The following is a 13,314-nucleotide window of genomic DNA, read 5'->3' as shown; positions in this document are numbered from 1 at the left end:
TTCGGTCCAGTCTGGCAAAACTGCTTCTATGCTGGGTGTCTCAGCCTTGGCCATCGACAACGGCCTCGACATAATCGTCGTACTCGCCGGGACCCGCCTCTCCTTGTGGCGCCAGACCTATGAGAGGCTGGCGCAGCAATTGGACTCGGGCGTGGACAATGCACAGAAGATTAAGCGCCGCCTGCTATGCCCTAAGCGTGGCATTGCTCTGTCAGAACAGACCCACCCGCTGAGAACCACTTATCGTTTGCCGTCGGCAGAGGTTCGAACACGGCTGATTCAGGGCAGGCCTCTTATCATCGTGGCAATGAAGCAGACTGACCATTTGCATGCCTTGGGAGCAAGCCTCCGCGACAACGTTTTCAAAGAGATTAAGGAGCTTGGTCGCCCCGTCCACATGCTCGTACTTGACGACGAGGCCGACGATGGCTCGATTCTCGATGCCAACGTTGAGGCCTCGCAGGACCCCATTTACGGCAGTCTAAAGCAGATCCCACGTGCAATCGCCAACCTCTGGGATCCTCCTCAAGGGTCGCCTGAAAATCTGTTTTCGACCTACATCGCCTACACGGCGACTCCCCAAGCCAACCTTCTTCAGGAGGATCACAACCCCTTGGCGCCACGAGACTTCCTGATCTCTCTTCGCACGCCACTCGACGTCGGCCATCCAGTAGATACAGCCAACCCTGGCAGTCTCAATGCCCCTCGATCATCGACTTACCCCGAGGCCGCGGGGATCCGTTCTTGCTACACCGGCGGCGAGGTATTCTACCGCCGCGCAGAGGCGGCAAAACTGTGCGTGCCCACCACCAACTCCGTGCAGCAGGACCTCGCCGACGCCGTCCGAGCGTTCTTGGTGGCGGGCGCCATCCGCCTAAACCGTTCTGGCAGGCTCGGCCCAGCGTCCGCACTCGCAAAGCAGTTCGACACCAAGGAAGAAGCCCTCGCTAACGCGGCTTTGCCCCACTCGATGTTGTATCATCCTTCTGCGGCAATCCAGCATCACTTTCTGGGTGCTGAGGACCTCCTGCTCTGGGCGGGAATTCAGGATCGAGCGAAGGCTCGAAATATGCTCGAAGCGGGAGATGCCAGGCTTCCGCACACGTTGGTGGAACAACTACTGGCAGACCCCGACCCGTGGGCGCAATGGCTTGAAAAGTATCGCGCCTCCGCCAGAGTAATCGAGGAAGAGTTCGACGTCCTCCCACCGGCAAGTTTCCCGGACTGGCAGACGGTTGAAGACCTATTAGTCAGGGAGGTGATCCCCGGAACCAGGATCGCCGTAGTCAACAGCGACCCTAACGCTGACGATCGCCCCGTCTACACACCGATCCAGGATGCAGAGACCGGAAAATGGAGAGCAGCTCGCGACCTCTGCACGATCTTCGTCTCAGGGAATGTCATGGCCCGGGGACTGACACTGGAAGGGATGACTACGGCGTTGTTTCAGCGTTCATCGGCCAATCCGCTGGCAGACACCCAGATGCAGATGCAACGCTGGTTCGGCTACCGCGGGTCATATATCGAGCTGTGCCGTGTCTTCGCCTCCAGCGATCAGCTCTCCCTCTTCCGTGACTATCACGATGTCGATGAAGCGGTTCGAACGGCCATCACCGAGCGCATGATGACCGGCGCCCCTAAACCTACCGTCTTGCAGGGCCTCAATTTCGAAGCCACAGGCAAGATTGCAGGCGTGGGCAACCTTCCAATATCACCAGGCGCACGCCCCTTCATTACAGTCATCAATGATAGCGGACAGCAGGATCCTAATGTAAAAATCGTGGCTGAACTCTTCGCCCGGCCGTCCAGCGACCTCACTGTCGCTAAAGTGCTGCGGGGCCGGATCCTCGATGTTCCGCTCGAACTGACCGAGGCCGCCGACGTCTTGGATCGCCTCACTTTCGCGCATTATCGGCCCGGGAGCGAGGGGTTTCATGCAGACATCTGGAGTGGTATCGAAGCCCGCGCAAACGCCGTGGCCACACTGGCCGATGCACCTCTCTATCGCCCTCCAGTGAGGAATGGTAGGGGAGACCAGCCAAGGCGAACCTGTCCTTATGCCATCGCCGCCTACCTTAGACTTTGGTCGGTCAGCCTCACTCGGTCGATCACGGGCCTATTCGTCACCGGCCAGCCCGGCGATCGATGGTCCTATGCCGACCTTGCGCGCAAGAACGCTGAGCAGCCACGGTTTTGGGTCGGCATTCGTTACGGAGATGGCGCCAGCGTATCCAAAGGTCCGTTGGCACAGCTCCCATTTAACATACGCACCACTACAAAGAGGGTGGTCGGAGGCGAACTCAAGACCACTTGGGGTGCGAGTGACCCCAACGCCGGCCCGACCCAGTATCGCGGTGACGTCTACTTCGACTACTACCACCGTCACGCTGGCGTGCCGTCGAGCAACAACACTGGGTGGCGCCCCAGCGGCTCCGATGGTCAAATCCTCTTCTACGTCAATCAACATTCGAACGATGAACACCCCACGGTCGCAGTGGGTGTCTGTCTCCCTGCGGGAGGTCCAGAGCAGTTTTCAGCCACCCGTGCTGGGGCAACCAGCGTTTAGAAGGACCCCCATGACCAGCTACGAAGCAGTCTTAGACCAGATCAACGTCGTTCCAGCGGGCACATTCGGAGATGACCGAACCATAACTTGGTTGACTGATGCGAAGGTGGTCGGGATCGCTCGGAATAGTCGCGGTCACTTGGAACTGTTCCTTGCAGGCGACGAGTTAAGGCCCCGGACCGACATAGTGAAGACTGCGATGCACTACCACTCCTGGCACCGTGACAGCCAGCCTCCGCTGAACGCCAACCGCATTTGCTTACCCGCGCTGGGGCATTTCGACCCGGTCGGTGCGTTTATTGCCGCTGAACTGCTGCGCGAGAAGGCTGACGTTAATTTAGAGCGCGCCTTTGCCGTCACCGAGCCGCTGATCGAACTCGCCATTAATCGCATGGAGATCTCCGAGAACGCGATCCTCGGTCTCGTCGGGGAACTGCTTCTACTCGACGCTCTTTGCCGCCGCGCGGCCGATCCTCAGGTCGGACCAATCGTTCAGGCTTGGGATGGCTGGCGCCGCTCGGCAAGGGACTTCACATGGGAAGGCACGGGCGTAGAGATAAAAACCACTACTCGTGCCGCCTCAAGTCACGACATCCATGGCGTCCACCAAATTGAGCCTACCCCTGCCAGTGATGACGACTCCGGGGAAGCGCGCCTGCTCCTCGTCAGCATCGGTCTGTGCCAAGCAGATCTAAATGCGCCTGCTTTGTCGATCCCTTCCTTGGTGGAGAGCATACTTGAGCGTCTCAAAGCCGCCGGGGCGAGCGGCTTGGTCGACGAGTTTCTAACGCGCGTGTCTGTGTACGGCGCGGAGTCGGGCACTGGATACGAGCATGCCACGATGGTCAACGAGGCACCGTTCACGACTACATTTAGCGTGACCTTTGTTCGCGGGTACGACATGACAGACTCGGCCGTCCAGGTCCTGCGTCGCGATGACCTCATAATCTATCAACATGTGGATGCCCAGTCGGTCAACTTCCGCGTGGAACTTCCCGCGACGATCAGCTTGGACAACCCCATCGTAGGTGCCAGACGCGTAGTGGAGGCGATCCTGAGCCTGAACAATTAGGCGCAAGATACGTTGATTTGGTTGCGGCTTCCGAGGTTGCCTGATTCAAGCTCCCGAACTTCGGGCCTACGGCAAGAGCGACTGGGACTGTCAGAAGGGTGGTACCTCTGGCGAAATATGCGGTGCAGGGTAGGGGAAGCGGATGCTCCGAACCAAGAACCCTGTAAGCCCGTTTCGGTATTGACCCAAAAATTGAATGCTAGAGGCAACATAACGACCCGTTGTAGCACTGCCAGCCCTACGAAGACCTATCCTGCGGCGTGCATGTCTCGACCGCGTAAACGACCCTGTACCCGACAAACGGCATTGCCGACGTGACTAAAGCCGAAGGCGCAGACGACCTTGCTCACACCAACTGCGAGACCCAATCGCAGATCGCATAACGGCGTCTTTAATCCCCCTTGACCAAGCCACGATTAAACGACAGCACCCTTTTGAGCCGAGCTGGGCTGCCCCCACCCGTCGCGGAAGGTGAGCAGGCAGCCCAGACTAAGTTCACTCGGTCCGCAGATAGACCTTCGCCTCGCAGGAGGGATCCATGAGATTGCCCACACCTGATGACAAATCCCACTGGATCAAACGGCTTGAGGGGCCCGGCGGCCCAACGCGCGCGCGCATGATTCGATCGTGGAAGACCCGGCGCTCACGGTAGGACCTGCAGCGCATGTTAAATATACCTGGTTCGAACCCGGCAGCTAGCAGGAGGCGTTTCATTTCGTTCTGCTGGACCTCAGGCGCTTCGCCCAATTCATCAGGATATTTTTCGCGCCAGGTAAGGGCGACGTACTCGAAGGAAGCCCCCTCTTTTTGGAGCGTGGTGAGTAACGCGACGAGCGCGCGGCGGGCGCGGTCGTCCTTGAGCAAGAAGGGATCGTCGATCTCAAGTCGCACGGTGTTGTCTAGCGTGGCCGCGAAAGTTTCGGTCAGATTGCGGGGCGTTCCGGCTGGATAGTCCCACACGCGAACATTACCCAGAATGCTGGTCAAAGCGTTTTTGACTAGCTGCCCAGCCTTCAGCACATCAATGAGATGGGCGACGACTTCGTGCTCAAGATTGGCTGCGATATACGGTGTATTTCCGAGTAGACCCGCCAAAAGCGGCTGATCGCCTTCGTCGTTCCAAAGTGCCATCGCTCCATCGCTGCTCTGTGCGAAGAGCTTCGGAAGATCGGGCATGAAGCGGTCAGATGGCAGCCTGAATACTGTCAGCTGACCGGCCTTTTCGAGCTTGGCCAGAATTTCGACTGCCTCGAGATCTGCCGTGCCTAGTTCTGAAAGCGACAGGGGAAGTTTCCCGGCTGCGGCGATAAATATGCGGCGTGCAGGGTCTCGCTCGGCGAGGTCACGGATCAGACGTGCCGTGGCTCGAGCAGACTCGGCATCGTCAGTTCCGGCAATTCGCGTGGCAAAGAACACGATCTGCTGCGCGCCCGACAAGCGCGAGGCGAGTCCGGCCAGTGACGGGTCGGTCCATTCGACCGCGCCGGGCGGCAGGTCGTCGCGGCCTCCTGGCTCGGACAAAAGCGCGCGTAGCCATTCGAGCACGGGTACGCGGTCGAGGTGTTCCCAGAAGGTCTGGTTGCTGTAGTCACTTAGGCACTGGCGACAGGCACTCGCGCATTTCGCTGGGCAGTCGAGCAGCTTGATCGCGCTTTCGACCAGGTTCGCCATGGACAGGGCTCCGCCTTCGGCAAGCCGGCGAACGTAGCCCGCGCCGCCCGGTACGGTGTCATAAAGAACAGCAACCGGGCGGCCCGCATCGACCTGCATCGTTGCGGCAAGGTCACGTGCGTCGGCATCCAGTCTGCGGGCGGCCGCCATGCGGAGCGCTTCGCCAAGTGTCCGAGTGAACCGTTCCTGGTACGCGGCGGCTTCGTCAGCATCTTGTGGCGGTATTGGAACCGGTGCCGAGAAGCGGAAGGCGCGGACATCGGTTTCGAAGATATGGCCTAGGTTGATCGGACTCCGCAACTCGTCGGCAGAGCACCTGCTGCCATTGCGCGGGTCGTTGTGGACCGCCTTGACCTTTTTGAAGCGGTTGGCGGGCTCTGCCGCCTGGGCGTGTTCGCAGCGCGGACACCGATGATAGCCCGCGCCACGCGGTCCCTTGTTCAGAACGAACAACTGGCCGCGCGCAGTATTCTCGCCCTTCAAGGGGCGCGCTGGGGCAAAGAACGTCGTGACCTTGGTCGGCAGGTCTGTCGGCACGAACTGATTGGCAGGTGCCGTAGTCACCAACCGCGCTTCCTCCGCAGAACGTTGGCGCACCCGCGACGCGGCCGGATCGCGGCCGTGCTTGGCATCGATCGAGGTCAGGAATGCCTTTGGCTCGATGAAGGAGGTCGCCTTTGCGAGATTGCTGCTTCCGCATTGTTCGCAGGCTACCGGGAGATCGTCTTTGAAACGCCGGATGGCGACATGGCCGCAGTCGTCACAGACTTGCGCGAGCTGTTCGGGCATGAAGTCGTTAGGATAGCGCACGATCCCGGCGCTGACCCAGATGCGGCCCCCCGCCACGACTTCAGCACCAGGAGCGTATTCACTGATGCCAAGAACAGCAGGGCGATCGAGCTGAACTGCTTCGTCGCCTCCGCCGAAGGGCGTTGCTTGCTTGCCGCTTTGCTGAATGACTTCCAGCCGGACGCTGTGGACGGGGAAACTGTAGGTCGGGATGACGGCCGCGCGGGAGAGTGCGTTGATCAGGAACTGGTCGAGCAGGCGCTCCTGTTCCTTGCCGAGCTTGAAGGCGTAACCATCATTCTTCGCCTCGCGTGCATCTTCGAGGCGTTCGTCGAGCGTCTGCCAGCGACTGGCATAGTCGTCTGCAAAACTGTCGAGCTTTTCGCAGGTGTGTGCTGAGAGTTCGAGCCCAGAGAGGCCGATTGCGCGCTGGTTGAGAGGGAGATGTTCGCGCAGTCGTTCGGCCTCGGCGAGCGCCTCCCGACCGGATGGTGATTCCAGAAACGCAAGGAGACCCTCGCTGAAGGCGCGCCGTCCGGCGATATCGAGACGTTCGCCGAAAAGATCCTTGAGCCGGGGGGTGCCGCTGCCGCGGGAATCCTTGAGCGCATGACCCAGAAATGCGGCCAGAACGACAGACACCTGATGGCGGCGGAAGAAGTCAGGATTGTCGAGTGCAACGTAGGGTACGCCCGCGCTGCGGCTCAGGTAGTCGTCGAATTCACGGAACTGTTCCTGATCATAGTTCCCGTTGCGCGCTACGGTCAGTGCGACCGGTGCCGCCTGCGCGCGTCGTCCGGCGCGGCCGGCACGCTGCTGATAGTTGGAAATGGATGGCGGGACATTGGCGCAGACGATCGCCTCGAGATCGCCGAGGTCGACGCCCATTTCCATTGTGGTGGTGCAGCTCAGAAGATTGAGACGACCGTCACGGAAGCGATCTTCAATCTGCTCGCGCATCGCCGTTCCAATCATTGCGCTGTGTTCGCGAGCGATGGCTGCCTGCGACGGATGGTCGCGGTAGCGCCGAACGTAATGGTTTTGGGTTTCGAAGGTGCGGCGTTCGGGAGCCGAAAGATGCTTGAGCGAACCGCCGCACTGCCACGATGCGCATTTGTTCTCGACCGACCGGATCGAACGCCCGCCACACCGCGTGCAGCGATAGAGGGGGTGATCGGCGCCTGGGGTGAATGTGATCACACCAGGGTCAAGCGCCTGCCCGTCGCCAAAACTGCGAAGCAGGCGGGCCCTGGTGGCCCCGTTCCAGAAGGCCTCGAGTACGGCGAGCCCGTCGCCGCGGCTAAGACCTGTTCCGTTTTCGAGAAGCCACGAGAAGCGATTGGGGCGCTGGGTCTGGGGGATGAGACCAACCATTGCCAGAGTGGTTTTCGGCTTGATCTTTACCAGCACACGGTGCGCTTGATTGAGGCCGTCGCCCCACACCGAAGCGTCGGTAAGGTCAAGCTCTTCGCCGAGGTTGCTGATGAGCCGTTGCCGGCGAATGATGTCGAGGAACAGTGAAACGAGTTCCGAGGCATAGCCTGCAGTCGCGGGAACAGCGTGAACGATTTCTCGAGCAACAGTTTCGACGGCTTTGCGGTCGTATTCGACATGAACAAGGCCGAGCGTTTCGAGCGCGCTGCGCAGGCCACCGCTGCGACAGAATTCGGCGGCAACCCAGTTAAGGAGCTTAGCTTTGGCGCGCCGAGAAGAGAGCGGGTCAAGCGTGCCGGGCTCGATGACGTCGAATGCCCATTCACCGCGACCTTTGAGAATTTTGAACACCTCTGCGACGAGATCGTCGAGCGCCATCGGATCTTCATCAAGCGCGAGTGCACCAACAATGGCGGACCTGATGGCACCGTCGCGGCTGGTTCGTTCGAAGAACGGCGCAAAGAATGCCGCGTCCTGGCGGTTGTCTGAGAAGACAATGGTCCGCCGGCCTTCCATCGGTAGCGGCTCGCCGGGCTCTGCCTGTCGGGGCAGCGCTTCAATCAGCTGCTGGGCGGCAACAGCAACGAAGGCCTGGTCGCCGGGATGCAGACTAGTGATTGGTTCGCGAAAGCGACCGCCCCTTTCGCCGCAGGCAAGACATGATTTGAGCCGCGGCTGGCGGTCGTCGCTCATGTCCAGCTCGGTCTTGAACAGTGTGACCAGCCCATCGCCTGCGGTGCCCCGAAGCTGTCCGGTTGCGGGATCGACGTGAACCCATTCGCCGGCGGGCGCTTCATCCTCGTCGGCTTCGTCCTCGAGCGCGGCGACCTGCGAGAGCAGCCGGATTACGGCTCGCTTGGAGCCGGGCTTTGGCTTGGCATTGAGTGCGCGAGCAGTTTCCCAGGCTTCGAGGTAAGGCTCCCCGCAGTTTCGGCAAACCAGCAGCGAATAGTAGGGTCGACCTTCCGGGTCCTGATATGAGCGTTGCGCCCTGAAATCGGCCCACGGTTCAGTACCTTCGGCGAGCCGCACGACGCCGCCTTCGATGCCGTTGGCCGCGAGGTGAAAGCGTGCAGGCAGAAGCGGGAACTCGGCCGAACTGCGCCGCGCCATGACGCCCAGACCGACGACACCGCGCAATGCCGCCGATTCTAACGCGACATCGGCGTCAGGGAAAAGTTGGTGAGCGATGGTTTCAAAAGGCTGGAGGCGATCCTTCAGCTGCGCGGCGAGCCTGGCTATCTCCTCGTAGCCGATCGCTAGATTGAACAGTGCCTGCGCGAGCGGAATGGTATCGTCCGGCAGAGCGAACTCAGCTGCACCCGATCCAGCGCATGTGCTGTTCCAGTCAGCAACGGTGGCGCCGTGGGGTAGCTGGCTGATTGCCTCTGCCAGGCCGCGCCAGGCTTCGGCTGGCGCGCGCTTTTGGTCACGCGTCTCCGCCAACGCGGTGTGAAGGACGCGCTTTCCTGTGATTACCGCGTCATCGGGGGCTGGAAATGGCTCACCGAAGAGGTTCTGCGCAAAAGTGACCAGTTCGGGCCGGCGTGTTTGATCAAGGCTGGCACTGGTGCCGATGGCACGAACCTGACCTTCGCTGATGCCAAGCCGAGTCTTCAGCTTGCGCAGTAGGAAGGCGACCTCGATAGCCTGCGCACCAGCGTAACTGTGCACTTCGTCAAGGACAATGAAGCGGAGATCGGCATTGGCGAAGAGACCGGCGTTGCGCGGAAGCAGTAGCAGGTGCTCGAGCATCGCATAGTTGGTGACCAGAATCTGCGGCGGGGTTTCGAGCATCTCTGCGCGTGAGAGAAGCCAGCTACGCGAAATATGATCATTCAGGCCCAGCGCCTCGGTTAGCGTCGGGTTCTGGAGAAGCCTCTTTTCCTCCTCTTCGCGGGCTGTGCCCGAACGGATCTGCCCTGTGAAGCGTCCGAACGTGATGCCGGGATCACCGAGCTCGCGGAGTAGTAGCCGGGCAATACGATAGTAGAGCTGATCGTTGGCTAGTGCGTTGAGCGGGTAGACGAGGACTGCCTTGACCCCGGGCTGATGCCGGTCGGGCGAACGCAGCAGGGCATCGACGAGAGGGTAGAGAAACGCTTCGGTCTTGCCCGACCCCGTGCCTGTGGCGACGAGGTAGTTGTCCGACACAGCACGCAGGATTGCCCTCTCCTGATGCCGGTGCAGCCGGCGCTCATACAGGTGCTGATGACCGCTATCGATCATGCGGCTCCAGGCTGGATCGAGGGCGCCATCCTCAACCAGCTCACCGATCGAGCGCCCTTTCTCGAAGTCCGGCAGACTCTCGAGGTATGGGCCCTTGACCATCGTTCTGCCGGCCTGCTGGATCGCCTCGCGAACGCGCGCTGCTAGCCGCGGGGCACGTTCGTCGGAAATTGGCACCGCCGATGCCGTATACCGCCCAAGCGTTTCCCGAAGAGTATCGCGCAGCTTGAGTGGATCGAGATCGCTCATGTATCTTGTCTTTCTGTCATACGGACCAATTCCCAAAGGAGCAGGTAAAAGGCGGTCAGTTCGGGCGCGAGGCGGAGTAGAAGCCCGATGTCCTCGAGGAGCATTTCGCGCGCCGAGGAGGTCCGTTGGCTAAGGTCGCGCAGGAATGCGGCAAACGTGTTGAAACGCCACGCCTTCGCCGCCGCCGAGAGAAACGGTGCTACGCCGTGCACCAACTGACATCGGTCGCCAAGTAGTTCAGAGATCGGGACCGCTTCGTCCTTGTGATCGCGGGACATCGCTGTGACCATCCTGTTGAGGCGCAGCATGCGTTCGTGGTTCGAGGTGTCGTCGGGCACCGCGAGTTGAAAGCGATCGATAAAGCGATCGACGCACCACTCATGGTGCCAATCACTCAAGCGGCCCTCGGAAGGTCGCCAGAGTGATGGGCTAGCCTTCGGCTGCGCCATCAGCTTGCGTGTGCCGATCAGTCTGGAGAATGAGAAGTCTCGCAGACGCGCTGATTTTCGTTCGGCCTCCTGCCAGTTGGCAAAGCCAAGAAAGAACAGAGGATCGACGAGCAGAACCTCGCTGGCTTCGCGGACGCGCTCGATCGAGGCAAGGCGATGAAGCTGCTCCAATTCTTCGGTGCCGTCGCCCTCTACTCCGAAGGCGTGGAAGTGAACCGCGTCGAGCGACAGCAGTTCGGGAGCAATCTCGACCGGATGTCGAAGCGGAACCCACGTGGACGCTTGGCCAGCGGGTAGCGGCCGGCCCCATCCGCGCAGTAGTTCTTCGGTGCGTCCGCGCTCCACCAGCGCCATTCCGGCCTCGCGCCATGCGGGCACAATCGGTTTGACGAGATCCCAGGTCTCTGGTGCCACGCAGCGCGCAAGCAGGTCGTTGGCGGCAAGGTACGCGCTCGTCGAGGGAATCGACGGATGCCCATCGGTCAGGAAGAGAAACGCATCACCGCGCATATTGCGCAGTTCGCGGTAGCGTTCCTCGCCTTCAATGCGCACAGACAGTTCGCCGACACGGCAGCAGTCAGCCAATTGGTCATCGATCACCAGCGTCAGGTCGCTTCCGGTTGCACTGCGTCCGCCGTATTCTACGGAACCCCAGAATTTCGGGCTGTGATTGCCGTCGGCGGGCCGCCTGCCTAGCGGCGCAACCCATTGGCAAGTATCTTCGCCATCGAGACCTTCGAGAGTCAGGCGCACCGCGTCGATTGGCACATCGAACTGCGCGCGAATCCTGAGACACCTATCGCGTGCACTATGCTCGACCGTAAAGTTTTCTGGCTCAGTTGATAGACCGAGTTCGGCAAGTGTCTCTGCGCGGCGGGCATCCCCATTCGGTAAGTAGAGAATGCGGTTGTCCGAGCCCGAGTGCGCAAGAGCGGCCAGATCGAGACGGCGGACCCCACTTGAACCAAAGCTGGATTCCTCTGCGCGCCCGCGGATGATCAATTTGGCGGCTGGATCGTCGGTGCGGATGACTAGACGATCCGTCGATTTGCGGAGAACAGTGATCCGAGCGCCCATGGGATGTGGCCGCTCGCGTCCATATTCATCGACGATACTAACCGAGCGTCCTGGGCGCGACAGGGCAAAGACGATGATCCGGTTGCCTTCGGAAACCGCGATGCGCGCGTTGCGCCATGGCGTTGACGCATCGAGACCGACCCGCTGATCTCCGACGGCGATGTTTTCTGATTGGTCGGCAACGAGGTTAGGTGGAATTGGTCCATCAAATGCAAAGCCGTCAAGACCTGCTAGGCCGGGCCAGACCCATTGGCTTGAGCGAACCAATGCGCGGCCGCCCTGACCGAGCGTGATTGCCAACGATAACTGTCCGATGGGACCGCTGCGGGGCAGCAGCGCGCCCAGGTCAATCGGCGCGTTGTCTTCTTCGAGGTCCAGCGAGATCGGTTGGGCCAGTGCCGGATGGTCGATGCACAACGCAGCCTTCTCGGGCATTCCACCGGGGAACCGAATATGGACTAGCTTGGGATGGGTGAATAGGCCGCCACCTGGTCCGCTGGCGATACGGACCGCGTCGAACGCAAGATTGGGACGCGAGGGCGGGGTTAGATGATAGCTGTTGCCGCCTGCGGCTACGTTGAGCCGTTCGCCCAGTGATGCGAACAGAATATGCGCCTGATTGCTCACCTGGAGGCTGGTCTCGCCACCGGCAGAGATTTCGCTGCGGCTCGCCAAGGCAACTTCGCGTGCGTCAACCGAGAGACTGGCCCCATCTGAAGAAAGGCAGCCGAGGAGAACGCCGCTGTCGGCATCGAAAACGGCGATACTCTCGAGTGTCGGCAGGAATGTTAGGTCAGTCCCTGGCTCGTCGTCGCCGTTGGCGATCGAGGCGTAGACCCGCGCCGGCCACGGGGCGGGCAATTCCCATGAACGGCCAGCGGCGACCGACCGCGTTCGAGTGCCGACTTGGACGTTAATCGAGGCGCCATCCGGAGCCACAATGGCCGGAATGGAATCTACTAGCGCAATACGCGCCCTGACCTCGGTCGACCGACCGCCGATTCCCCCTTTTGCTTCGATATCGGCGATCGCTGTCGCCATGCCCTTCGCCAAAGGCCAAGTGACGTCACCACGCCGGGCGCGTGCGAAGCAGCCTGCATGAAACGCGCTCTCGTCCCAGACCATGATGTTCTGAAGTCGCGAGAGACCAAGAGCAAAAGCCTGGGTCGACCTGACTTCCCACATGTTGAGACGCTGGGTGTCTTCGTCTGGCGGTGATCCAAATGATGCTTCCGCCTTGAGAAACGCCCGCACCAGCGCAGGTAGCTGGGATCGCGCTGCCCCGGCCTGACAGACATAGGAGTCGGCGAGGAAATTGGTTTTTCGCGGAGGAAGTACCAAGCCGAAGCGCCTGGCGGCGCGGCGGAAAGCTATTACCAGCTCCTGCCGCTCTGCCTGGTCAATGGGACCGGTAGCAAAGGCGGCTGCGATGTGAGGGTATATCTGGCTGGTCACAATGCCATCGCCGCTGCCGCTTCGATACTGGCGTGCGAGGTCCGAGGCGAGAAGCCACGCGCCTGCGGCGGGGAACCTTGTCAGCGCCTGGGCGATGTTTGATGCTCTGCCTTTTGCAAATGCACGAAGGCCGTTCCGGACTTTGGCCTCGTCAGCTTCGGTCAGGCTGACATGAACAATAAAGGGTGAGGCATCGGCCGCAGTCAGTCGTCGTCGTATGTACAGTTCGACGCTGGTCAGGGGAATGTGCCAGTGCGGCAACGCCACTGGCGCAGAGTTGTCCATTTATTCCCCCGTTTGCGTTCGATGCTCTCATGGTAAAC

Annotated in this window: 4 protein-coding genes; 2 read left to right on the top strand and 2 right to left on the bottom strand. The window is 60.7% G+C overall.

Annotated elements, in window-relative coordinates; all coding sequences use genetic code 11:
- The first annotated feature begins 46 nt into the window (after positions 1 to 46).
- The gene (locus WG900_RS11115) at positions 47 to 2,566 is read left to right on the top strand and encodes a Z1 domain-containing protein (RefSeq protein WP_339967137.1); all 2,520 of its coding nucleotides are present in this window, start codon (positions 47 to 49) and stop codon (positions 2,564 to 2,566) included.
- A 10-nt stretch (positions 2,567 to 2,576) separates the two neighbouring features.
- Positions 2,577 to 3,638, top strand: a complete 1,062-nt coding sequence (locus WG900_RS11110) for a PD-(D/E)XK motif protein (RefSeq protein ID WP_339967135.1) — start codon at positions 2,577 to 2,579, stop codon at positions 3,636 to 3,638.
- Positions 3,639 to 4,133: 495 nt separating this feature from the next.
- Here WG900_RS11110 and WG900_RS11105 read toward each other — a convergent pair whose 3' ends face one another.
- Positions 4,134 to 10,010 carry a DEAD/DEAH box helicase gene (locus WG900_RS11105; RefSeq protein ID WP_339967134.1) on the bottom strand — a complete coding sequence of 1,959 codons (5,877 nt, stop codon included), beginning with the start codon at positions 10,008 to 10,010 and terminating at the stop codon, positions 4,134 to 4,136.
- The gene (locus tag WG900_RS11100; RefSeq protein WP_339967133.1) at positions 10,007 to 13,276 is read right to left on the bottom strand and encodes a hypothetical protein; all 3,270 of its coding nucleotides are present in this window, start codon (positions 13,274 to 13,276) and stop codon (positions 10,007 to 10,009) included. The genes WG900_RS11105 and WG900_RS11100 overlap by 4 nt, the downstream gene beginning before the upstream one ends.
- Positions 13,277 to 13,314: the final 38 nt, after the last annotated feature.

The organism is Novosphingobium aquae (genome assembly GCF_037572715.1).
Taxonomy (GTDB): domain Bacteria; phylum Pseudomonadota; class Alphaproteobacteria; order Sphingomonadales; family Sphingomonadaceae; genus Novosphingobium; species Novosphingobium aquae.
This window is presented reverse-complemented; position numbering and strand designations above follow the sequence as displayed.